21 protein-coding genes are annotated in these 22,826 nt (G+C 34.7%); 5 read left to right on the top strand and 16 right to left on the bottom strand.

Features of this window, described 5'->3' with window-relative positions:
• Positions 1-91 precede the first annotated feature (91 nt).
• The 6 genes from BM260_RS12605 to BM260_RS18490 form a co-directional block, all read right to left on the bottom strand.
• Complete coding sequence (locus BM260_RS12605) at positions 92-1,099, bottom strand: HAAS signaling domain-containing protein (protein ID WP_093537705.1); 1,008 nt, start codon at positions 1,097-1,099, stop codon at positions 92-94.
• Complete coding sequence (locus tag BM260_RS12600; protein ID WP_093537704.1) at positions 1,086-1,433, bottom strand: PadR family transcriptional regulator; 348 nt, start codon at positions 1,431-1,433, stop codon at positions 1,086-1,088. Before BM260_RS12600 ends, BM260_RS12605 begins: the two co-directional genes overlap by 14 nt.
• Before the next feature lie 203 nt (positions 1,434-1,636).
• The gene (locus BM260_RS12595) at positions 1,637-2,641 is read right to left on the bottom strand and encodes an LLM class flavin-dependent oxidoreductase (protein ID WP_093537703.1); all 1,005 of its coding nucleotides are present in this window, start codon (positions 2,639-2,641) and stop codon (positions 1,637-1,639) included.
• A gap of 15 nt (positions 2,642-2,656) precedes the next feature.
• The gene (locus BM260_RS12590) at positions 2,657-2,941 is read right to left on the bottom strand and encodes a DUF3219 family protein (protein WP_093537821.1); all 285 of its coding nucleotides are present in this window, start codon (positions 2,939-2,941) and stop codon (positions 2,657-2,659) included.
• An 87-nt stretch (positions 2,942-3,028) separates the two neighbouring features.
• Positions 3,029-3,505, bottom strand: a complete 477-nt coding sequence (locus tag BM260_RS12585) for a hypothetical protein (protein WP_093537702.1) — start codon at positions 3,503-3,505, stop codon at positions 3,029-3,031.
• Between the two features lie 188 nt (positions 3,506-3,693).
• Positions 3,694-3,861, bottom strand: coding sequence for a hypothetical protein (locus tag BM260_RS18490; RefSeq protein ID WP_175496294.1), 168 nt, complete (start codon positions 3,859-3,861; stop codon positions 3,694-3,696).
• A 490-nt stretch (positions 3,862-4,351) separates the two neighbouring features.
• Between BM260_RS18490 and BM260_RS12580 the strand changes: the two genes are divergently transcribed.
• Together BM260_RS12580 and BM260_RS18485 are read left to right on the top strand one after the other, a co-directional pair.
• Positions 4,352-4,936: a 2OG-Fe(II) oxygenase gene (locus tag BM260_RS12580; RefSeq protein ID WP_093537820.1), complete on the top strand. Its 585-nt coding sequence runs from the start codon at positions 4,352-4,354 to the stop codon at positions 4,934-4,936.
• A 281-nt stretch (positions 4,937-5,217) separates the two neighbouring features.
• Positions 5,218-5,391 (top strand): hypothetical protein, encoded by a 174-nt coding sequence (locus BM260_RS18485; protein ID WP_175496293.1) that lies wholly within the window; start codon positions 5,218-5,220, stop codon positions 5,389-5,391.
• Positions 5,392-5,444: 53 nt separating this feature from the next.
• On the opposite strand, the gene BM260_RS12575 is transcribed toward BM260_RS18485, so the two are convergent.
• Entirely contained in the window at positions 5,445-7,541 is a 2,097-nt protein-coding gene (locus BM260_RS12575) for a HelD family protein (protein WP_093537701.1), read from the bottom strand.
• 357 nt (positions 7,542-7,898) lie between these two features.
• Between BM260_RS12575 and BM260_RS18480 the strand changes: the two genes are divergently transcribed.
• Positions 7,899-8,075 (top strand): hypothetical protein, encoded by a 177-nt coding sequence (locus BM260_RS18480; RefSeq protein ID WP_175496292.1) that lies wholly within the window; start codon positions 7,899-7,901, stop codon positions 8,073-8,075.
• A 246-nt stretch (positions 8,076-8,321) separates the two neighbouring features.
• Here the strand turns inward: BM260_RS18480 and BM260_RS18800 are convergent, their stop codons facing one another.
• The gene (locus BM260_RS18800) at positions 8,322-8,450 is read right to left on the bottom strand and encodes a hypothetical protein (RefSeq protein ID WP_281249754.1); all 129 of its coding nucleotides are present in this window, start codon (positions 8,448-8,450) and stop codon (positions 8,322-8,324) included.
• A 766-nt stretch (positions 8,451-9,216) separates the two neighbouring features.
• On the opposite strand from BM260_RS18800, the gene BM260_RS12570 reads away from it, so the two are divergent.
• Positions 9,217-10,725, top strand: coding sequence for a DUF1846 domain-containing protein (locus BM260_RS12570; protein ID WP_093537700.1), 1,509 nt, complete (start codon positions 9,217-9,219; stop codon positions 10,723-10,725).
• Positions 10,726-11,383: 658 nt separating this feature from the next.
• Here BM260_RS12570 and BM260_RS18475 read toward each other — a convergent pair.
• The 5 genes from BM260_RS18475 to BM260_RS12555 form a co-directional block, all read right to left on the bottom strand.
• Entirely contained in the window at positions 11,384-11,524 is a 141-nt protein-coding gene (locus tag BM260_RS18475) for a hypothetical protein (protein ID WP_175496291.1), read from the bottom strand.
• 317 nt (positions 11,525-11,841) lie between these two features.
• Positions 11,842-12,552 carry a hypothetical protein gene (locus tag BM260_RS18215; protein WP_139219923.1) on the bottom strand — a complete coding sequence of 237 codons (711 nt, stop codon included), beginning with the start codon at positions 12,550-12,552 and terminating at the stop codon, positions 11,842-11,844.
• A 99-nt stretch (positions 12,553-12,651) separates the two neighbouring features.
• On the bottom strand, positions 12,652-12,792 hold the full coding sequence (locus tag BM260_RS18470; RefSeq protein ID WP_175496290.1) for a hypothetical protein: 141 nt from the start codon (positions 12,790-12,792) through the stop codon (positions 12,652-12,654).
• Between the two features lie 20 nt (positions 12,793-12,812).
• Positions 12,813-14,117: a hypothetical protein gene (locus BM260_RS12560; protein WP_093537698.1), complete on the bottom strand. Its 1,305-nt coding sequence runs from the start codon at positions 14,115-14,117 to the stop codon at positions 12,813-12,815.
• 193 nt (positions 14,118-14,310) lie between these two features.
• Positions 14,311-15,516 (bottom strand): HEPN domain-containing protein, encoded by a 1,206-nt coding sequence (locus tag BM260_RS12555; RefSeq protein ID WP_093537697.1) that lies wholly within the window; start codon positions 15,514-15,516, stop codon positions 14,311-14,313.
• A 717-nt stretch (positions 15,517-16,233) separates the two neighbouring features.
• On the opposite strand from BM260_RS12555, the gene BM260_RS12550 reads away from it, so the two are divergent.
• Entirely contained in the window at positions 16,234-16,959 is a 726-nt protein-coding gene (locus tag BM260_RS12550; protein ID WP_093537696.1) for a M48 family metallopeptidase, read from the top strand.
• A gap of 56 nt (positions 16,960-17,015) precedes the next feature.
• Here the strand turns inward: BM260_RS12550 and BM260_RS12545 are convergent, their stop codons facing one another.
• The 3 genes from BM260_RS12545 to BM260_RS12535 are packed head-to-tail and all read right to left on the bottom strand — an operon-like array spanning position 17,016 to position 22,692.
• The gene (locus BM260_RS12545) at positions 17,016-19,943 is read right to left on the bottom strand and encodes a type I restriction endonuclease subunit R (RefSeq protein ID WP_093537695.1); all 2,928 of its coding nucleotides are present in this window, start codon (positions 19,941-19,943) and stop codon (positions 17,016-17,018) included.
• 32 nt (positions 19,944-19,975) lie between these two features.
• Complete coding sequence (locus BM260_RS12540) at positions 19,976-21,196, bottom strand: restriction endonuclease subunit S (protein ID WP_175496289.1); 1,221 nt, start codon at positions 21,194-21,196, stop codon at positions 19,976-19,978.
• A 2-nt stretch (positions 21,197-21,198) separates the two neighbouring features.
• Positions 21,199-22,692, bottom strand: a complete 1,494-nt coding sequence (locus BM260_RS12535) for a type I restriction-modification system subunit M (protein WP_093537693.1) — start codon at positions 22,690-22,692, stop codon at positions 21,199-21,201.
• Between the last annotated feature and the right edge of the window lie 134 nt (positions 22,693-22,826).

Raw genomic sequence — 22,826 nt, 5'->3', positions numbered from 1 at the left:
AAAGCATCCTTATAGATGGATACCTGTAGCTAGTGTCCCTACGTGAATGTTCCTACTTATGTGAGCGTTACTACAAATAACCACATTCCTGTTATTTCGTATTTGCTTTTCTAAATCCTTGTACGATATCTAGAATGCTTAAAAATGACCAAAATACAATTAAAATGATGATAAATAAGTTTTTAAGCTCAAATGATAACTGCCACAAATCCTCTAAATACATATAGAATTCTTCATTTATAAGTTGATCATTACTAATAACGATGATAAATACTATGGTAGAAACTATATTTCTTACCGTATTCATAATTGCCAATTTAGATGTCCATTGACGAAGGATGAGTTTATAAAATACAAAAGCAATTTCTATTATTAACGCAACTATTACAATTAGCCAATACGAATGTAATACTTCCTGATTAAATGTAGGGGTGATTAACTCTATTTTGCCTTGTACTTTTTCATAAACACCTAGTAAGTGACCAGCATTAAAGTAAACTGAAATAAAAATAGCAATCCACAACAGGTGACCAAATATATCTCCAGTGGAAATTTTCTTCTCTTTCGAAATAAGCGATATGCTTTTTAAATCATCAGGTGTCCATTCTGTCCAACCCTGTGTGAGTGGTGATTTGCTTTTTGAAGTATCCTTGCGTTCCAAAATGGCAAAAACGAGCGTAATCCAAAAGAATGTCTCCATTGCTGCACTGAACATACCCCAAATACCATGACCTAGGATCAAAATGATTACGTTAATAATTCCGTTAACAATGTCTTCTTCCCCACTATAAGAAATGACATTTTCCACAACAATGACTAAAAATGCGAGTATCGCCACGATTGGTATCACGATTTTCAAAAGAGTCATGTACGTATCAAAGTATCTGGGCCCTATTAAATACATCGGTCTATCTGAGTATTCACTAGCAAGTGATGCTGGGTTTCCTAGATTTCCTAGAACCTCTTTTACTTCTTTCTCTGCGTAATTTTCTGGGAGCATATCTTCAATAGTTGACCTTAATTCAAGTGCAATATCATCACGACTTTTTTCAGGAAGCCTGCGTGTCACTTCCTGTATATATATATCAATCAGGTTCATTTTCAACATCTCCTTTTAATAAGTTTTGAAGTTCCTTCGTAGATTTTTCCCATTCGGCTTTTAACTGCTCCAAAATTTCAATTCCATATTCGCTTAATACATAATACTTTCTCGGTCTACTTTCCGTTGTATCCCAGCTGCTCTCGACTAATTCCTGTTTTTCTAAGCGCCGTAGCAAAGGATATAAAGTGCTTTGCTCAATAGAAACACTCGACTTTTCTAGTAATTGCACCAAAGAGTATCCATATTGAGGTGTTCTTAGCTGGCTCAATACAGCAAGTGTCAATGTTCCTCTACGTAACTCAGTTATTAATGAACTTAACAATTTTTCCATGTTTCACCTCACTACTGTATACTATGTGTCGTACACTATCTTATACTGGGTATCATACACTATTATTTAATTTACAGCAATACACTAACTCAACTAACGAAAAAATGCCCGTGAAGTTTATATACTTCACGGGCATTTTCATCATTATTTAGTAATTCCTCTTCATGTGTTTAACTTGACCTAGGGTGTGGGCTGTCCCATGTTTAATCATTAATAAGTAATTCATTTCCTATTAGTCTATAGGAGTTTCTTCTCGCTTCAGCAGAATATATAATGGTACTTAGCATAATTTCATCTGCTTTATAGGAAGCTTGCAAGTCGATTAATTTCTCTTTTACTTCCTGTGGATTACCGATGATTATATTCTTTTTCATATTATCAAGCGTAACTTTTTCTCGGTTATCCCATTTATATTGCTGTGCCTCTTCAATAGATGGAATTCCTTTGTGTCCTTCCCCTTTAGCTTTCTGCAATTCCCATATAAGCGAACTTAACAATAACTCATTCGCTTTTTCCGTTGTTTCTGCACAAATAACAGAAACAGTTATCATCACTTGCGCTGTTTGTCCTTGTTTCCGAGGAGTAAAAGCTTCTAGATATTCCTGAATAATGGACGGTCCATCATTGTCACTCATAAATTGCCCAAATGTATAGGCCATCCCATTTTCTGCAGCGAGCAAAGCACTTTTTTTACTAGTCCCTAGAAGCCATGGAACTGGTGCTACTAACGGAATGGGAGACGCAGAAATTTTCGAGTACTCGTGGTCAGCAGGAAAATCATCATCTAGGAAATGCAGTAAATCCTTCACTAAACTAGGCATCTTATAAACATTTTGCAAATAATTATCCGATAAAGCATTGGTTGCTTCAGCTGATCCTCCCGGTGCACGCCCTATACCTACATCGATACGATTAGGAAATAATGTAGCAAGTGTATTATAAATTTCTGCCACTTTGAACGGTTTATAATGAGGCAATAACACAGCTCCCGAGCCGATTCGAATTGTACTAGTATTTGCTCCAATATAACTTAAAATCACTTCTGGAACCGAACTTGCTAAGCCAGGTAAATCATGATGTTCCGTAACCCAATAGCGAGAATACCCTAACGCCTCTCCAACTTGTGCTAACTTCAACGAATCCTTTAAAGCCTCTTGAGCTGTTTGATTGGAAGAAATCGGCGATTGATCCAAAATACTTAACTTCATCTTTAAGCCCCCTTCTTATATCTCCGTCTCCAGCAAAGTCAATTTATATTCTCCCACTTGCCCTTGCTCATATAAGTTAGTAATGGAAGTTGAGTAATTAATAATAGTTGCCCGGAAAAATAATACTGCGTCTGGAACAGTAACTTCAAAAGTACCCTTATACAGTAAAGTCGCAATATCATGATAATCTTCACTTGTTACGTCAAACACTATTGAAATTTGGTGTAAACCATTTATTTTTTCTTGTTCATAATGATTTACTTTTATTAACCTATTATCTAAAATTATTTCCTTTACCATTCTATCTTCTGATCTTTCGCTCATGTCCGTTACCTCCGAATGTAAGTATTGGATTTAGTGTACCATCTTCGAAAGGATTTTTAATGGTCAACGATTCGTATGGTCAATGCATATTATAGGTTGATTTTCACTTAGTACATCAATAAAATAATCGGAGGCTATGTACAAGTGATGTTCCAGCTGGGAATCTTCCGATGTTGGTAAAGAAAGGTCAATATTCTTATACCAAGATTTGAAACTCGAATTTTCTATTTTGTAAAAGGTGGGATCGTATGGGAACTTTTGCAATCCCGCGGAATCCCTTTCTTCTCGTAATTTACCAATAAGGAATTCAATATCACCTCGAGTCCATTCCTTAAGAATACGGAAATGACGAATGGCATAAAAACTAAAATCATATTGCTTGTAGATGAATTTGAATTTCTCTTCACTATTGAACGCTGTAAAGATTAACACAAAGTCTTCCCCGTCATATTGCAAAGAGACTAAGTTCATTTGTACTTTAAAACGATCAAATGGATTTTCCTTCAGTGGTTCCCAAATGATTAATTTGCCAGTCTCCAATTTATATTTCCTCCTCACATATAATTTATCTTACGTTAAGGCAGACCTAATGGGTGTTCACTATTACTGTTAGAATATGATAATAGGATAGAGAATCGTTAGTTAGACTTTAATACAATTTAAGCACCATTTCCCTGCAAATAGATCAGGAAACAGGTGCTTTTTATTCGAAAAATTCTTTATGTAAATTACAGTGAATCGGTATCAGCCTTCACTGCAATTATCTTTAATTCATTGCCATACTCTAGAGATACAGTTTTTCTAGCTTGAATAGAAGTTCTTGCTGTCACCGGTATAGTTTGCATTTTGCCATTTATTTCGGCCTCCACTATAAAACACTTTGCACCGCATTTCATGGGTATCCCCCCTTATATACTCTACTTTTGTTAATTTATTTAGCACATCATTGGTTTTCTAATTACTACACATCGCCTAGGGACTACAACTGTCCCAGTAAATCAGTATCCAAACGCATCATAAGAAACCTGAATATTATTATTAAATTATATCATTCATACCTATTAGATTTATTCACTAAAGCCTTCTCTTCCATCCACTTCGCCTGATTTTCACGTTTCCCTCAATATTTAAAAAATCACTCGTTAGATTATTCTCATATTTGCGATATATAAAAATAGTATGATAAAATATATTGAAATTAATTCCAGAAAGGAGCATAAGTTAATTCCTTTTAATTCAAATATTTAAAGGAAAAGTTAACCGTTAGCATTATATTCTCACATAATAACTTACTAGCTTTGAAAATTTAATAGTCTAAGAGGAGATTTGCACTTGATAACGGACAACAAAGAGCAAACTATATTCGATCACGTTGGCAACAAAATAATGACAGATAGAGAGATTGACATAGTCACTCGATTAGAGGAACCACTAATAGTGCTATTGGGTAATGTGTTAAGTAATGAAGAGTGCGAGGAACTAATCAGGTTGTCTAAGGACAAATTGAACCGTTCCAAAATTGGAGCGTCACGAGAAGTAAATGAACTGAGAACAAGTAGTAGTATGTTTTTCGAAGAAAGTGAAAATGAAATTGTTGCGAGAGTTGAAAAAAGAGTCTCCTCTATCATGAACATACCTATAGAACACGGAGAAGGCCTTCAAATACTCCAATATACACCCGGTCAAGAGTATAGAGCTCATAATGATTTCTTTTCATCCACTAGTAAAGCAGCAAACAATAATAGAATCAGTACACTTGTTATGTACTTAAATGATGTAGAAGAAGGTGGAGAAACTTACTTCCCTAAACTAAATTTTTCAGTAACACCCAAAAAAGGGATGGCCGTTTACTTCGAGTATTTTTATAATGACCAAAATATAAACGATTTAACTTTACATGGTGGTGCGCCAGTTATAACAGGTGAAAAGTGGGTCGCAACCCAATGGATGAGAAAACAAAAAGTAAGATGAAATAGTGTTTCTTTAAATGAACAGCATTTAAGGATTATTATTCCGACTATTTAAGCAAACTATTAAACAGTCTGAATAGTTATTCTTGTTGGAAATACCGTTCTTATTTAATAGTAACTATGATTTGATAGAAAAACCTTCTAATTCATCCTTTGAATTAGAAGGTTTTTCGTTGCCATAAAAATGTGAGACAAAGATTGATAAAATTTACGTTAAAGAAAAAGGGATTATTGCTCCTTACTCGAATGGTTACATAGGTGTTAAAAAGGAGGAAGTTTGAAATGATGAAAATAATTAAAGGTATGTTTGATACTGCAAAAGTATTTACAGAAAATATTGATGACGTGACAATGGATCAGATTAAATCATTCTTAGATCAAAAATTTGTAACAGGTGGACATGGTTTTAAAAAGTTACAGTTTCTCCAAGAAGACCAACTACTCACGCTAAAATAACGCAAAAAAGAGGTCCTCTAACATCTCATAGAGTAATCCTCTTCCAACATCTATTATTTACTTTCATAAAATTCTTCTGGAATTCCTTGAATTAATGGTGATGCTTCACCAGAATAGAAAATACGCAAATCGTGGAGAGACCTCGTGCAGCCTACATATAATAATTTGGCATCATACTTTGAATCTTTATAGTGACTTGCATCCACATCGATAAGTAGCACTGCATCAAATTCCAATCCTTTAGCTAAATACACAGGAACTACTGAAATACCACCAGCGTATTTACTTTGATTTGCTTCAATGACGTTCGCATTAATCCCTGCAGTTAGTAACTTTTCATGTATCGAACGGCATTCAGCGTCTGTTCTACCTATTATCGCAATCGTCTTGAGATTTCCTTTTCCTAAATCTTGTAATACCTTCACGATTTCGTGAATTTGATCATCCGTAGCAATCACTTTCACTTTCTCACCACTACGAAAAACTGGTGTTGCAAGACCTACTGGAACTTCAGCATGCTTTATGACCTCATTTGCAAATTCGATAATTTCCTTTGTCGAACGATAGCTTCTCGTCAGTTCATAATAACCCGTTTCTTGAAACAATTCTTTAAAGTCATTCCAGTCCTCAATACCTTGATAATTATAAATTGCCTGAGACAAATCGCCCAAAATGGTAAAAGAATTTCCCAGTGTAATCTCTTTTAAAAGATAAATTTGAAATGGTGAAAAGTCTTGTGCTTCATCGATGACAACATGATGAAATTTTTGTTTGCCCTCTATTCCTATTAATTGGTGATGAATATAGAGGAGTGGTGCTAAATCTTCTACATTTACTTCTTTCTTTTGGCAATTCTTTTCTGTTTCTCGTACAAGCCCTTCTGGCAATAGTTCTACTATTTCTTTTCGTTTCATCAAGGATGTATAAAACGATAAAGCGCTTATTTTCGGCCAAAACTTCATATATGCATTTAATCTTATATTAGCCTCTTTTTTCAGTAGCTTTTTCTCATTGGTTCCTTCGACCTTTTTAAGTTCTATCTCTATCCAACGCTTGATTCGTGCAACTAATCGTTCCCTGCGCTTTGTTAATGGATAATGCTTATATTCAACCAATAACCACTTCTTAATTTCCTCTACTGTTATCTCAGCTTGATCCCAAAGTTCGAGATTCGTTGTTGGTACTAGATTTTCTTCAAATTGAATGAGACTTGTTTCAATAAATGACTTAAACTTGATTGACCCCTTCAATTTATCGAGCATCACTTTATTATTGTCACGATTAATTGAAAAAGCTTCTTTCAACTTTTCTTCTGGTTGTTTTAATTTCACCGCATTATCTAAGAGACGTAACGCCCACTCTGGAAAAGTAGTTTGTTTAATATTACCTACTCCTAGTTCAGGAAGTACACCAGAAATATAGTCTAAAAACAAACTGTTTGGTGCGAAAATGATCATTCTATCTGCTTGTAGCTGTTCACGATATTCATAGATTAAAAAAGCAAGGCGATGTAAAGCGACAGTTGTTTTTCCGCTCCCTGCAACCCCTTGGATCAATAACGGTATATTTTTCTCAGCTCGGATAATTTCATTTTGCTCAGATTGTATCGTTGAAACGATATCTTTTAATTTATTATCTTTGTTTTCACCTAATCGGTATAAGAGAAATTCGTCTGTCAGGGATACATCTTCACTACCTTTTATATACGTATCCACCACACGCTCTAGTTCTCTTTTACGAATGGCTATGTTTCTTTTTAAATAGACTTCTCCTTCTACCAATCCATCAGGAGATTGATAAAAAGCCAGTTCTTCCCCACCATTGAAGGAATAAAACATACTCGCAACTGGTGCACGCCAATCAATAACTATTGGTTTCTTGGCTGCCTCATCCGAAACACCAACTTTCCCAATGTATAATGGATTTGGCTCTAAATGGCCATCCTCCCTAAAATCTAACCGACCAAAGTATGGCTCCTGTACACCAATTCGTAAGTTTTGCCGATTTAACTCCCTCATACTTTCAAGAACTTGTTCGGTATAGTTATCTCCATGATAAACTGGAATACTTTCTAGCTTGTGTATTCGGTCATCCAGTGTAGATAAAACTTCTTGCAAACTCTTTAATTCCTCTTCATATATAGTGCTCATTATGATACTCCCCCCTAAACTTTCTAAAATTTCAGTCGAGTTATAATTGTATAAAATATGTATATACAAAGTCAATTGTTCCCTATTTAGAACTAACGTGGAAATTACAACATTTACGTTTGATTGATGCTCAGTGAAACTAGGTAAAGCCACTACATTGAAGAAGAACCCCTAGAGTCCCGAATGACTTCTCCACAGGATACTTCTCATCATTTTTAGTTAATTTTTGATGTATAGTATTTATCCCCTAATTCTTCCTTCATCTTCTCTAAGTTCTTTTCAACAGCCTCTTCACTCGTTTTCCACTGGCATCCTTCTCTTGTTTATTTCATATAATATGGAAAGGGAGGTTTTTTAATGTTACCAGCTATACTATTACAGCTTGCTTACCTATTTATTTTCATATGGTCAGTAGCTATGCTAGTGCAAGACTTTCAAGGGACACATAAGAATTGGTTAACCGTGTTGTTACACATCTCTGTTGCAATCGTATCACTAAACTACTTACTGGTTTCACTTGGCATAAGTATCTAACCATTAAATAAGCCATGCTTACCTACGTGTAAGCATGGCTTATTTTTTTGAGGTGATGCGTAACAGATCACAGAGCTAGTTAGTGCAACAAAATGTTTTAACTTAAAGGATACATGAAGTTCATTTCAAACGAGCAAAACTGTATGTGTTTTCACTTGACGGTTACAACAGCTCCTATGGTGTGAAATTTGGCTAAAATAAAAACACCCCAAACTTATGAGAGTGCTGGAAGTAGAATAATCTTTACTATTTCTCAAAGCCATAATAAGAACAACCCCAATCATGACTTAAGTAACTATCTACATAAGCTTTTAAATCGTATTCATCAGATGAATCAATTGATAGATGCTCCAAATATACATACACGCGATTCATCTCATAATCAAATTCTCTTCCTATTACTATTGGGTAGATTTTTCTATCAAATGAAACACCTCTTGATTATCACATTGTTTAGCGGATGATTTTACTTCCTTCTCAATTTTGATATGTATGCTCTTCCAAATTTCCTTATATCCAATTGTTATAAAAGCTTTCCTAGTACGGATTTTTTTGTTTGCAGTGAAACATCGAGATTTTCCAAGTAATTAAAAATACTATCTGAATTGATTTCTTCTATAAATACCAACCCATTGTATTGAACAAATTGCTTAAATATATATTTATAGCTTTTGTAAAGTACGTGGTCTATTACCAACAAGCTACATTTGGCATTTGTTTAAAAACTACTTCCATTCCATAACTTATCGGTGTCCAATCTTATTACTGGCAATACTTTTTCTACTTTCTAACTATGTTTCTTCATTCTTTAGATGGTAACCAATTCACAAAGGCTAATCCATTTAGGAGGGTTAAAGAATTGATTAACTTTTTGAGTTTCGGAATGCTGAACTATAAAAAGGTTAAGCAGGGCAACTCCTCATGCCCAAATTCCGTTATTTTGGTTGGATACATTCATATTAAGGTCAATGTACCTATTAGAATAACCAATCACTAAAACGGTTTGACCAGTTTTCCTTTGTCTATTTTTTTAAAAGCTTTATAATGATAAAAGATGTAATTTAGTTAGTATTCTCTCTTAATGTGTTATAATCTATCGTTTATGAGAATGCTTAGAGTATAGAAGGCGGGCGGAAATTAAATGAAAAAAGTCGGATTTGATTCGGAGAAATATTTGCAAGAACAATCTGCCTACATCCTAGAACGGGTGCAACAGTATGATAAACTTTACTTGGAATTTGGCGGAAAATTGATTGGTGACAAACATGCCAAGCGTGTCTTGCCTGGATTTGATGAAGATGCGAAGATCAAATTATTGAATACACTGAAAGAAAATGCGGAAATCATCATCTGTGTGTACGCTGGAGACATCGAGCGGAACAAAGTCCGTGAAGATTACGGTATCACTTATGACCAAGATGTCTTGCGCTTAATCGATGAATATCGGGCATATGGCATTTCTGTCAACAGTGTGTTGCTCACTCGTTATCAAGGACAGCCAACTGCCAAAGTATTTATGAGCAAGCTTGAGAGAAGCGGAATTAGCGTCTACACCCACAGTGAAATCAAAGGTTATCCCACAAATGTGGACGCGGTCATTGGCGAGGAGGGATTTGCGATGAATCCCTATATTAAAACGACAAAGCCAATCGTGGTAGTAACGGCACCTGGGCCGGCCAGCGGTAAGCTTGCAACATGCCTTAACCAAATGTACCACGAGAATAAACTGGGAAATAAAGTCGGCTATGCCAAGTTTGAAACTTTTCCCGTTTGGAACTTGCCGTTAAAGCACCCGGTAAACATCGCTTATGAAGCGGCTACCGTCGATTTGAAAGACGTGAATATGATTGACAATTATCACTATGAAGCATACGGGACAGTAGCGATCAATTACAATCGTGATATGGAGACGTTTCCTGTCATCAAACGGATTATTGAAAGGATTACTGGTAAAGAGTCTGTTTACCGCTCACCAACCGATATGGGTGTTAATCGTCTGAAATCGGGTATCACCGACGATATGGTCGTGCAGGAAGCTGCCAGGCAGGAAATCATTCGGCGAAGTTTCAGCGTAGAGAACGACTATAAAAAAGGGCTTGCCGATGAAGATAGTGTACGCCATATGCAAGTGATTTTGGAAGAGACTGACTTAAAGAAAGAGGATCGGGTACCTGTATTGCCGGCCCGTAATTATGCGAAAGCAATCCAAGAGAGAATTGACAGCACGAATCTGCAAGCCATAATTGCGATAGAACTACCAAATGGCGCGATGATTACCGGTCGAACGACAACTTTGATGGATGCTTCGGCAGCCGCGATTCTGAATGGGTTGAAGAAATTGGCCAATATTGCCGATGAAATTGATTTGTTGTCACCGATGATTTTGCAGACGATTCAACGGTTAAAAACCGATGATTTGAACAGTCGAGTCCCGACACTAAGCGCCAATGAAGTGCTGATTGCACTGGCAATCAGTGCGGTCACCAACCCTACTTCTGAGTTGGCTTATAAGCAGATGCCAAATTTAAAAGACACACAAGCTCATTCTACGGTTATAATGAATAGAGAAAATGAACAGACCTTTAAAAAGCTTGGAATCGACATTACCAATGATCCGGTATATCCGACTGAAAACCTGTATTACAATTAGGTTTTGGTAAATGCCTGCCTTTTTCTTGTTATATGGAAGGCTAGGCAAATGTTTTTTTGTTTATAGAGTTAACTAAAAAGGTGTAGTCTTCTCCTTATGAGAAGACTACACCTTTTTGAATTAATGGATTAAAAATGTCAAAACCCTATCATATCAAGGGTTTTGACATCTATTGTAATCCAATGATTTCTAAAAATGGAGACGGCGGGAGTCGAACCACCATCACCTAAAAGTGCTGTAATAGCAGTGTTTACAAGGGGTTAAAGCTATTATTAAAATTGTTTGACTACGTGTTTGACTACGTTCGATAAAAATTACGTTGTGGGGGCAAAGTTCTTTTTTATTTTTTACTTTACATTATTAGCGATAAAAAGAGATAATAAAATCCCTTTAGTACGGTTCACCATAGTAATTTAAGAGGCAAAAATAATTAATTAACAAATATACAAGAGCTCATTTATTGCGAAATTTGAGCTCTATTTATACGTTTAGACTGCATACATATTAATAGCTTAAATTGAGCGGAACACCCTTTCAGAACAAAGAAAACGTAGAATGAAACAAATTCCTCTATAAGGACACAGACATTAGAACAATGTCATAAAAGTTATTCAAATTGTGAGAGATACCCTATTTCTGTTTCTGTTGGTTTTATTAATTAATTCTTACTAAGTTTCTCTAAAGCTTTCCCGTTAGCGTGCACTGCTTTCTTAATACTCGATTGAATTTTTTCTTTCCTTGTAGCTTTTTTAGCTGCCATAATTGTATTCATCTGTTCATCACTTTTTTTCTTATTCATCAAGCACTCCCCTTTCATTTCTTCAATTGGTTTCGAAATAAGCTTATATGTTTTTTTACTTAATCATTACACTCCTGTTCACTTCCAAACAACAATTCAATACTTTTATTCTGTTCTTATTGAACTAAAACATCTATTAGTTTAAGTACAATTCTTCACAAACTTAACATAAATAACTTATAGGCAATGAAGGAACCGTCAAATGAGTTCCCCAAGGTTATTCTTAGTGAATGTCGTAACTGTGGAATAAATAAGAGTATAGTATAGTCTTGAAATTGCAAAAGAATAATAAATGGTTGCTACTCTTTAATTTGAGATTAAGTTCTTCTTGTATGTCCCCTTACTATAGATATGGTGCCATTTTTATTTCTTCTTATGTGAGAATTTACATATGTTGTATAATTAGTAAATGTATTTCTTACACTTGGATCAGCAGAAAGTATAGTGACTCTAGGTGGACTTATAGCTTTAGATTCACTTGAAAGTATAGTAGTACTAGGTGGTCTTGAAGCCTTAGATTCACTTGAAAGTATAGTCGCTCTAGGTGGTCTTGAAGCCTTAGATTCACTTGAAAGTATAGTCGCTCTAGGTGGTCTTGAAGCCTTAGATTCACTTGAAAGTATAGTCGCTCTAGGTGGTCTTGAAGCCTTAGATTCACTTGAAAGTATAGTCGCTCTAGGTGGTCTTGAAGCCTTAGATTCACTTGAAAGTATAGTCGCTCTAGGTGGTCTTGAAGCCTTAGATTCACTTGAAAGTATAGTAGCTCTAGGTGGTGTTAAACCTTTATAATTACCATTGCCTCTAGAGGCTCTATATTCCTTATCAAATGTTGATTTCATACTTCCATGACTTTCTATTTCATCAAATAATCCTTTAAACTCTTCTAAAAGACCATTCCTATCTAGTACATCTTTATACTTATCTACTATTCGTAAATCTTGAAATGGAGTAGGACCTCCGTAAATATCTGTTCCTTCTTTTATTCTTTTAATTCTTTCAATAATAACTTGATCTCTAATACTACTCATAAGAACCCCTCTAACAATATCTTTTATTTATTACAGATAAATTCTACAGCTAACGGATAATAAAGTTTCTTCTTGCACAACTAACTGAATCTTCCTTTCTTATGTGATTTCTTCAAAGTGTATAGGTTCCATTTCTGTTAGTTTCCTTAAAACAGAATGACTATACCAGATTAATTTGCTTAATTTATTTAACTCGTCTGGTAGTTCTAAATCAATAAGTGAGTAGGTTAGATCATCCATTTATTACTCACCTATTTTTCTTATAATCTAAAGTTTGGGTATTCAGAGTAATCAATTTCATCTTTAAATGGATGCATATCAATCATTTCTTTTAAAAAGGGATTATCTTTTCTAGCATCCCGTCTACTATAAAGTTGGTTGTTTTCATTAATTGCTGTGAGAATTTCTTTAAATTGTTCCTTAGTAAATATTTTTCCATAAGGAATTATATAATCTCGGAAGTTAAGATCTCCATCGATAAAACTAGAACTCTCTTTAAAACTTATTATAAGGAGATCTAAAAATTCCTTTGTTACTCCTTGTTCTTCGGAGAGATTAAACAATAGTTCTGTTTCAGGATCTCTCAAACGTATTGTAAAACTTGCACTTACTAGTCTAGTTTTTATTTTGCCTAAATGTTCTAGTAAGGAGTCTGATAAGAAAACACTTTTGGCAAATAATATAAAGTTTTCTCTTACTTTATTATCTATGATCACTTTAACCGTTTCATCCATATGTATATATGTAGCTGGGTATTGTGACCAAAAATTGAGCATTATATCGAGAATTTGAGGGTTATCTAAATTAATATCGCTATAATAATTTTTTTCACTCTGGATTAATGACACAAAGAATGTTCGTTCTTTATTGAACAAAACTAACAAGGCTTTATAAATAATAGTTCTGTGTTCATTAGTTTGAGCATCATCTAATTTGAAGGCAAATTTCCAGAGATCTCTAAAAAGCTTCTGTTCGGTAGGCTTGTTAATTTTATGTAAATACTTGCTGATTAAATATCTCTCCAAATCAATTTGCTTTACTAATTGACCGTCAATTGAGACCAAATCTGCTAGAAAAGTACTTATGATTTTATTGGAAAGTAAAGGTGACTTGCAAAGCAGCCCGTCTAACATATTAGCTATATTTGCACGAACTGTCTCCTTATTTGGTTTTACCAACATATCTAACTCGTCTAGAACAGGATGTGCAGAAAGGTGACGATTATCTCTAAGATATGCTAAATTAAGTTTATCTTGAGGTTCCAGTAAATTTGTTCTTGTTATAACTTCATCAATCAGAGTTTTTTCCCATTTAGGATTAGTCGGACCTTGTTCTTTTTCCTCTTTAATTTTTGTTAATATTGATACAGCGGTTGTATCAGAATAGCGATCCGATAATTCTTGGAGTTTATAAATAAGATCACAAATTACTACAGAATATAGCATTACTACTGCTGAGCGATAGTTTCCGTTATGGTAGGAACTCAATACTTCATTAAAATATTCTTTAGTCTTATGATGATAGATTCTTTCAGATTTATATTCTAGTGAATCTTGATAATACATAAAATCATCTCCATTTCTATAATGCATAAGAGTCATATAGACTTTTTTGGCTTATCCACTCTTTATTTGATTACCTACCTAACCTGTAGCTTTAGATGAAAGAAAAAGAGCTGTATTATCAGCTCTCAATTTCAATAAGCACCCGTTAGTAAAAAATCATTACATCCTAATAACACTCAAGTTACCTATGGAATTAAGTATATTTTAATTCCTCGAAGTATTGTTGTAATTCTTTTTTGGTTTTTATTTCTAATAATTTTTCATTCGTTAGAAATTGAACAATTGCATCAGCAGCTAAGTTTTCTAAATTTAATAAATCTAATAACTTTATCCTTGAATTACCGTGGTGTACAATTTTTGAACGTAAATTGTACAAATCATTCATTTTTTTGGCAATAACCATTCTTTCTTCCTTTGTATTCGCCAATGTAAATGCCATACGATCTCTTAAGGTAGCTGTTATTGGATCAGAATTATTTGTATTAAATAGGCACTCAATTGAAAGCATTAATTTAATAAATCTAGCGACATTATCTACTTCAACCTTAGATTCACCAAACCAAATAATAGAACGTAATATGGATTGCTCTAAGTCCAATAATTGAAATTCTAAGTATTTGTCAATAAGTTTTCCAAACATATTACTTCCAAGTCTACCCATATCCTCTAAAGTCGTTTCATCTAGTTCAAGAAATTCAGTATCGTCATTTTTAGTTTGCATAGATAGAGTTCCATTTCTTTTTTCACTATCTACCGTAAAAACACGCAGCCCCTCTTTAATTGATCCATATCCTGGTAGCCTAACAGAAAGGTTTTCTTCATCCCAACCATTGTAATCTACCAATCTTAAAAAATTAACAACGTACTTACCAATATCAATAGATTGTTCCATAGCTTTTTCAAAATCCGCTGTAGAAATTTCCACCTCTAAAGCTGTAGGTAATAATAAATTAATATCATCATCCTGACCAACATAGGGGAGGTATTCGTTAATATTTTGGCTATCAAGTTTTATAATTTTCACTTTTTCTGAAATGTTTACATTATCAGAAAACAACTCTATTCCCTTTAAAGGTACATAAACTTTATAAATTATAATATTCTCTACCAGCTTGTCAAATTCTTTTACAATTTCAGTTAAAGGTATGCTGCTGTTACTTAGCTGGTTTTTTATTAGCTTATTAAAAGTTCCTACAATCATAGCATTAGATAATAGTTTACTAAGTTCTTCATTTTTCATAAGTTTTTCAAGGGTACTTTGATAAGTTGCATTATTAAAAAATACTTTAGGGATATAAACACCATCATATTGAATTGAATGTTTAAAACTTACTTCTCCTAATTCGTTCAACTCTTTGCAAATTTTAACTATATCTTGTTTTAAAAAGCTAAGATTCATCTGTCAACCTCCTTAAAGTTATAAATACACGTAAAGTGAGAAATATATTCTATTTCATTTTAACATATATATCCAAAAATAAATTAATATAAAAAAAGTGGCATTAGCTCTCCTTGAAGTAAAGCACTCTATAGTTGAATAAGGACGTTCACCATTTTTGTGGAAATCGTCCTTTTTTAATTCCTGTTGAACAGTATTATGCAATTTAGTATATTATTTCTTTATATGAGTACTGTGATAACCCAACCCATACAATTATTCTTCAAGTCGGTGTCTAAAAGTTCCCCATTAACGTCTGTACTAATAGTTCGGATATTTTACTCACGTGAACTATTTAACCTTAAGTGGTCGATAAAAGCGTTAATAAATGTTAAAATACATACAGTTACCAACTCAGAAAGTACATAGAAAATGTAGGTTTAGTACGGAATCATATAAGTGCAATTAACGGATTGAATCATATTAAATAGCTCATTTCAAAGGCTAAACACATATGGAAAAAGAAAATAGTGAAGCTTTAAAGAGAATAAAGGCGTACCAGGGGAAGTTAAAATAATTTAACGATGGAATTTTACCTGATTATTAGTTATGGATAGCCCCCTACTTAAACCGCCCTATTCCAAACTATTGATAGACTAAGGTATCCTATATAAAAATGGCTTCATGATAGAATATAAACTAATCCTTGGTATAGAAGAGATTAAGGAGGGGTTATGAATGAATTATATTCAATTCGGTATGAATAGAATCCCTTATAATTTAAAGCATAGTAACCGTAGGAAAACAATTGCAATAGCGGTAGATTCTAACGGGGTAAGTGTGACAGCACCAACTAATACACCACAAGAAAAAATAGATTCGACGGTGTACCAAAAAGCTCCATGGATTCGTACTCAAATAAAACATTTTAGCGAAATGGATGAAGGTATTTACAAACGTTCATTTTTGTCTGGAGAAAAGTTACCATACTTAGGCAGACAATATAGATTGAAAATAGAGATAGTGGAAGCTACACTGACTCCTTCTATTAGATTCCATCATGGAATATTTATTGGACAAGTACCCTGCGGAACGCCTTTAGAAAGCTACAGAGATACTTTATTTCCATTGTATGAGCAATGGATTAGAGAAAAGGGTGAAGACTTTATAAAATCACGTATTGAGCGTTTTACCATTAAGTTAAACAAACAACCAGTGGAAGTGAAAATAAAGGAGCAACAACAAAGATGGGGTAGTTGTACGCCTGGTGGGCAAGTATTAATAAACTGGCGACTATTACTAGCACCTGTATCAGTAATCGATTATGTATTAGCACATGAGCTCGTGCATTTAAAGCATCTGAACCATTCAAATGAATTTTGGGAGACTCTGAGTATGCTAATGGCCAATTATGAAGAAAAGAAAGAATGGCTAAGAATAAATGGAAGAACACTTTACATATAACAAAACGGCATGTAACATCAGTTAATTGATGATACTTGCCGTTATTAGTTTCGGGGTTATTTCTTCCCGTATTGATTTTCTGCAAGTGCTACGAAATAGCCTGTAAGCATAGAGGCATCTCCCATAGACATCTTTTCTTTTAGCAACTTAATCTTTAAGTCAGCGGTTAGTTTTCGTTTGAAGTCTGTTTTGGATGCCCAGTCACTGATTGGAGTAACCGTTTCTTCGATAAATTGTTGCACCTTTACTGCTACTTCTTTTAATTCATACTCAGCACGATCCTCGTATACTTCTTGTAACTTGTTATAATAGGGTTCTTGCATGTAGGATAAACCGCTTTTAGTTTGCCCATTCACTTTTCCTACTAGTTCTTCACGCATTTCTTCCAGCTTTTCTAACAGTTCAAAAATAGTCATTTGACGTTCTTTATAACGTTCTAACAATTCTTCTACTTTTTGTTTTAATGAGGTGTAAAATACTTTATCTTCATCAATTCGCACAGAAATCTCTTTATTAATCGCATGTTCCATCTGTGCAGCTTTTGTTTCAGGCTTTGTATTTTTCTCTATTTCTTCTTTAAAGGAAACATCTAAAATCGAAACAGGATCTCTTGCATCAATGCCTTCAGAATGGAGATAATTGTGAACTAATTGTCTAACTTTTTCGCCGCAATCGGATATGTCCATTCCATCATCAATAGAAAAACGTGATTTAGCCAATTGTCTAATTGCACCAAGACGTTTCAAGTCTCCAACAAACTTCTCTGCCTTAGGGCTAGGTAATACTTTATCCATACTCTCCGCAAATCGTTTATAGGATACATCAAAGTCTGCACGAATATCTTCATCGATAAGTCTTAATATACTTTCTTCTAACTGAGTCGCCTTTAACCCATCGAAATAACGCATTGCCGTGCGGTGGCGTTGTTCTAATCTAGGTAGCTCATCATCAACTGATTTTAGTGCACCTTGAATATCATTTGCACTAAAAATCTCTAGTGCTTGATCTAGAAAGCGTGAGACACCAAAATAATCAACAATCAATCCATATGACTTATTTGCGTCATACTTACGGTTCGTTCTAGCAATTGCTTGCAATAAATTATGCTCTCTTAAGGGTTTGTCTAAGTACATCGCTTGTTCAATAGGAGCATCGAAGCCAGTCAGCAATTTATCACAAACAATGAGCATGGCAAGTTTATCTTCAGCTAAGGGCTTTTTAAAGCGTGCAATAAGAAGCTTTTCTTCTTCTTTCGAAACATGATGCACACGCATTTCTTCTGAATCATTTTGGCCAGCAGAGAAGATAACGGCTGTTTCAAACTGTCCTGCTGCATACTCATCAATTAACTTCTTATATTGAACTGCTGCATAACGAGATACTGCAACCACTTGAGCTTTATATCCATTAATTAATATTTTACTTTCAAAATGACGTACAATATCTAACGCAATCTCTCGCATTCGTTCTGGTGCAGTCAATAGCAACTGATCATTAACATATTTTTGTTTGATTTTTTCTCTCGCATCTTCATCGTACTCGTGGAAGGAACGTGCAAATAATTCATCCAAGGAATCACCTTTGACATGAAGATTCGGTAAACGTGACTCATAATAGATTGCCACAGTAGCACCGTCTTCTACCGCTTGTTCAATTGTATATTTATCAATATATGAACCAAACTTCCCTGTAGTGGATCGCTTTTCCTTATCAATTGGCGTACCTGTAAATCCGATAAACGTCGCATTCGGCATAGCTTTCCTCATATTCAGAGCAAGACCTTTATACTGCGAACGATGTGATTCATCTGTCATCACAATAATATTCTCTGACACTGAAATGATAGGAAAAGCTTTCTCATCGTCTCCTTGGAACTTTTGGATGAGCGTCATGACAGTGCTTCCAGAACCTTTTGCCAATTGCTGTTTTAAGTCCGCAACCGAACTAGCTTGGGTTGGGTTTGGAAAACCTGACTGTGAGAAGGTAGTTGTTATTTGTTCATCTAAATCTTGACGGTCTGTTACGATGACAATCATGGGATTTTCTAATTTAGTTTGGCGGCGTAATTTCATAGCTAAATAGACCATTGTTAATGACTTTCCAGAGCCTTGTGTATGCCAAACAACCCCACCACGAAGTACAGGTTTACTTTCATTTATAATACGTTCAATTGCTTTGTTTACCGCACGATATTGTTGGTAACGGGCTAACTTTTTCACTTTTCCATCAAAAACAATGAAGTTTCTCATTAAATCTAATATCGCTTCTTTGCGAAGCATCCCTGCGACTAATACATCTTGCGAGCGAGTAGTTCCAACATCCTCCAAAGTTAATGGATATGGATCTTTCCATAGTCCGTAATGCTGTGCTTTACCGAATACAGTTCCAACTCGAGCCCGATCTCGGCTCGTGACAATTAGTATTTGGTTATACCAAAAGAGCTTTCCATTTGTGTCCATATAGCGTTCAAATTGACGAACACCTTCGGGTAACTGTTTATCCACTTGTAGCTTTGGGCTTTTACATTCAATCAATACAAGAGGGAGCCCATTTATGTACAAAAGAATATCAGGACGTATCGTACCAGCAGCATTTTCTATACTCAACTGATTAACGACAAGGAACTCATTTTCTTCCACTTGGTCAAAATCAAACAATTTCACTGTCTGATTTTTCTTCCCAGTACCAACATCTTGCAAAACAGAAATACCTTGTCCAAATAACCAATCAAAGATCAGTTTATTTGCGTGCCAAACACCCTCTACTTGAGGAGAAACAAATTGCTTTACGACTTTCTCTACATTGTGTTCATCCATCCAAGGATTGAACTTACGGATTATATCCGCAAAACGCTTCTCCAACACTATACTTGCTCTCGAAGAACGATCCTGTTCCAACCGAGGTCCTTCCATATGCATATATCCATAACTTTTCAACTGCTCAATAAAAGGCAGCTCCACTTCTAAATATTCTAAAGGATTCATTTCAACTCACCTCCTACATAGAGAGCGAAGGCTTACAGCTTCACTCGTAATTGACCTGTAAATAATTGTTTCATTAAACCTTTCTTAAGCTCTTTATATTTAGCTTTTTCTTGTACATAGCTTTCAATTTGTTCGTCAACTGTTGAAAGTATTAAAGCAATTTTTTGTTGTTCTTCAATTGAGTTAGCTATGAAAATTTCCATTTTTGCTAGTTTGCTAATATAAATATGTTTTATTGTTGATCCACCAGCGTCAAGTAGAATTCTACTTTGAATTTTAGGTGATGATAAAAGATAAAATAAATATTTTACATCAACTTCATTATTTTTTAAGCTTATTGATGCTACCGATTGATTGATACAAATATCTTCAGTATCTACTATAGCCATTCTACCGAGAGTTCCGTCTTTTGTAATTAATATATCATTTAACCTCGGTTTACTTTTTTCCGTTAATTCTGAATTAAATTTTATAAGATCCGTCTTGCGAGCTGTATCATAATTAATTCTTCCTTTTTTAATATCCTTAGCAGTTATCATAAATGGTCCTTCTACTGTTGTAGGCATAGGGTTAGTAAAGCCGTAAGTAATTTTCTCCGAAATACTTTCTAAGGAAACTAGTTTCCATTCTGCTGGAATTTCTCCAAGCTCTGTTTGTTTATATTTTGTATGGCCGATACCTTTTGTTAGCAATTGCTGCATTAAACCCTTTTTCAGCTCTTTTGCTTTTTCAATTAGATGCTGTGTATTATCTACTTGCTCATCGACTGTTGAAAGAACCTTAGCTATTTTTTGTTGTTCTTCTATGGAAGGGAGTAAGATTATTATTTTCCTTAGTTGTGCTTGATTTAACTTTGGCTGTGCACTCCCAGTAATGTAGTCTTCATAATTAAGTGATTCTAAGTGGTATGTAAGATAGTCAATATTTGCTTCGTCTGAAGGTTTTAATACATGTGCATGATTATTCACCCATGTCTTTCCCGAAACTTTAAAAGCCATTGGAAGTACTCGTGATCTTAGATTTTCACCATCTTCCCCAACTAAAATGAGAGGCTCATTAAAAATATAATCCTTAACCCAGTCGATTATCCCTGTTGCACCATAATATGGGATTTCACCTTGTTTTCTATCATTTTTCTTAATGGGTTTTCTCTTCCCATCTAATATCAAAACAACATCCTCTAACCTTTTTATCTCCCACTCAACCGGTATTTCACCGAGTTCAGTTATTTTATAACCTTCACGCTCTTCCACCATCATATCTCACCTAATCCTAGTTCACGTAGGTAGTCATTCAACTTTATTTTGATTTTTTCGTGTTTTTTTTCTATGTTTGAAATATCTTGTATAACTACTTGTAAATCTACTTGTTTTTCTTCCTCTGATTTATCAATATATCTCGTAATACTCAAGTTGTAATCATTGTTCCGTATTTCTTCTATTGAAACTACTCTTGCGTATTTTTCAATTTCTACATATGCACTCAAAGCAGAAACTATTTTTATTACATCCTCATCACGAAGGGTGTTTTGATTTTTACCTTCTTGAAACTCTGTTTCTGCGGCGATGAATAGAACATTGCCCTTGCGTTTTAGTTCTTTATTTCGATTGAATACTAAAATACACGCTGGAATTCCTGTACCATAGAAAAGGTTCGAAGGTAGTCCTACAACAGCTTCTATAAAATCACTCTCTAATAATCCTTGACGAATTTTACCTTCTGCTCCACCACGGAATAGAATGCCATGAGGCATCACAACTCCTGCTACTCCATCGGCTTTTAAGGATGCAATCATATGCTGTACAAAAGCGTAGTCTCCAGCGTTTTTTGGTGGAATACCAAATTGAAAACGACCATATGGATCATGCTCTGCTTCCTCTCGGCCCCATTCCTTTAATGAAAATGGTGGATTGGCAATTACTCGGTCAAAAAGCATGATTTCTCCGTCTTCTACTAGTTTTGGTTGACGTATCGTATCTCCTTTTTCGATACGATGGTCAGGAAGATTGTGTAAAAGCAGGTTCATTTTAGCAATGGACCATGTACCTAAGTTTTTCTCTTGCCCAAATAAAGAGAGTGATTGTGGTTTTCCACCTTGTGATTTTACATAATCGACGGATTGAATTAACATTCCCCCCGACCCACAAGTTGGATCGTATACTCGCATTCCTTCTTGAGGTTTGATTAATTTAACAATTAGCTCAACCACTTTAGTAGGTGTGTAGAATTCTCCACCTTTTTTACCTGCATCGTCTGCAAACATCTTAATCAGGTACTCGTAAGCTCGACCTAACATATCAGGTTCTGAAAGGTTTGCATTGCTTAAATCCAATAAAGCAAAGTGTTGTAGCAATCGCTGTAAAACACTGTCTGTTAATACTTCTTTACGGTTGAAATCAATTGGGGTAAGAACTCCTTCTAGCGTCACATTTTCATTTTCTAATGATTCGAAAGCAACATTGATTGCAGAACCAATATTTTCAGCATGTTTTCGTATTGCTTCCCAACGAGCAGCTTCTGGTACGAAGAATTGATATTGATCTTGATCAGTCGCAAGTATTTGTCCAATTTCATCTCCGTGTTCTTTTAATATTTCATGTCTATGTTCCTCAAATACGTCACTTAGTCTTTTTAAGAAAAGTAATCCAAAAATGTAGCTTTTATAGTCACTAGAATCCACAGAACCACGTAAAATGTCTGCAGATTTCCATAAATGAGATTCTAGTTCTTGTAGGCTTAGTTGTGCCATGTGTTTTTCCTCCATATGATGCTCTAAGATATAGTTCTTCCCCTTAATATTACCATAGGCGAGACCGGTTTGGAGACAACATTAAAGAGTCATTGGTGGAAATCTTTTCTTTTAATTTTTGACATTTCCACACG

The organism is Psychrobacillus psychrotolerans (genome assembly GCF_900115805.1).
In the GTDB taxonomy this organism is placed as follows: domain Bacteria; phylum Bacillota; class Bacilli; order Bacillales_A; family Planococcaceae; genus Psychrobacillus; species Psychrobacillus psychrotolerans.
This window is presented reverse-complemented; position numbering and strand designations above follow the sequence as displayed.

What these genes read in the sequence shown, in the direction of transcription:
- BM260_RS12605 (WP_093537705.1), bottom strand. Translation starts at nt 1,099, where the DNA reads ATGAACCTGATTGATATATATATACAGGAAGTGACACGCAGGCTTCCT.
- BM260_RS12600 (WP_093537704.1), bottom strand. Translation starts at nt 1,433, where the DNA reads ATGGAAAAATTGTTAAGTTCATTAATAACTGAGTTACGTAGAGGAACA.
- BM260_RS12595 (WP_093537703.1), bottom strand. Translation starts at nt 2,641, where the DNA reads ATGAAGTTAAGTATTTTGGATCAATCGCCGATTTCTTCCAATCAAACA.
- BM260_RS12590 (WP_093537821.1), bottom strand. Translation starts at nt 2,941, where the DNA reads ATGGTAAAGGAAATAATTTTAGATAATAGGTTAATAAAAGTAAATCAT.
- BM260_RS18490 (WP_175496294.1), bottom strand. Translation starts at nt 3,861, where the DNA reads ATGAAATGCGGTGCAAAGTGTTTTATAGTGGAGGCCGAAATAAATGGC.
- BM260_RS12580 (WP_093537820.1), top strand. Translation starts at nt 4,352, where the DNA reads ATGACAGATAGAGAGATTGACATAGTCACTCGATTAGAGGAACCACTA.
- BM260_RS18485 (WP_175496293.1), top strand. Translation starts at nt 5,218, where the DNA reads ATGATGAAAATAATTAAAGGTATGTTTGATACTGCAAAAGTATTTACA.
- BM260_RS12575 (WP_093537701.1), bottom strand. Translation starts at nt 7,541, where the DNA reads ATGAGCACTATATATGAAGAGGAATTAAAGAGTTTGCAAGAAGTTTTA.
- BM260_RS18480 (WP_175496292.1), top strand. Translation starts at nt 7,899, where the DNA reads ATGTTACCAGCTATACTATTACAGCTTGCTTACCTATTTATTTTCATA.
- BM260_RS18800 (WP_281249754.1), bottom strand. Translation starts at nt 8,450, where the DNA reads ATGAATCGCGTGTATGTATATTTGGAGCATCTATCAATTGATTCATCT.
- BM260_RS12570 (WP_093537700.1), top strand. Translation starts at nt 9,217, where the DNA reads ATGAAAAAAGTCGGATTTGATTCGGAGAAATATTTGCAAGAACAATCT.
- BM260_RS18475 (WP_175496291.1), bottom strand. Translation starts at nt 11,524, where the DNA reads ATGAATAAGAAAAAAAGTGATGAACAGATGAATACAATTATGGCAGCT.
- BM260_RS18215 (WP_139219923.1), bottom strand. Translation starts at nt 12,552, where the DNA reads ATGAGTAGTATTAGAGATCAAGTTATTATTGAAAGAATTAAAAGAATA.
- BM260_RS18470 (WP_175496290.1), bottom strand. Translation starts at nt 12,792, where the DNA reads ATGGATGATCTAACCTACTCACTTATTGATTTAGAACTACCAGACGAG.
- BM260_RS12560 (WP_093537698.1), bottom strand. Translation starts at nt 14,117, where the DNA reads ATGTATTATCAAGATTCACTAGAATATAAATCTGAAAGAATCTATCAT.
- BM260_RS12555 (WP_093537697.1), bottom strand. Translation starts at nt 15,516, where the DNA reads ATGAATCTTAGCTTTTTAAAACAAGATATAGTTAAAATTTGCAAAGAG.
- BM260_RS12550 (WP_093537696.1), top strand. Translation starts at nt 16,234, where the DNA reads ATGAATTATATTCAATTCGGTATGAATAGAATCCCTTATAATTTAAAG.
- BM260_RS12545 (WP_093537695.1), bottom strand. Translation starts at nt 19,943, where the DNA reads ATGAATCCTTTAGAATATTTAGAAGTGGAGCTGCCTTTTATTGAGCAG.
- BM260_RS12535 (WP_093537693.1), bottom strand. Translation starts at nt 22,692, where the DNA reads ATGGCACAACTAAGCCTACAAGAACTAGAATCTCATTTATGGAAATCT.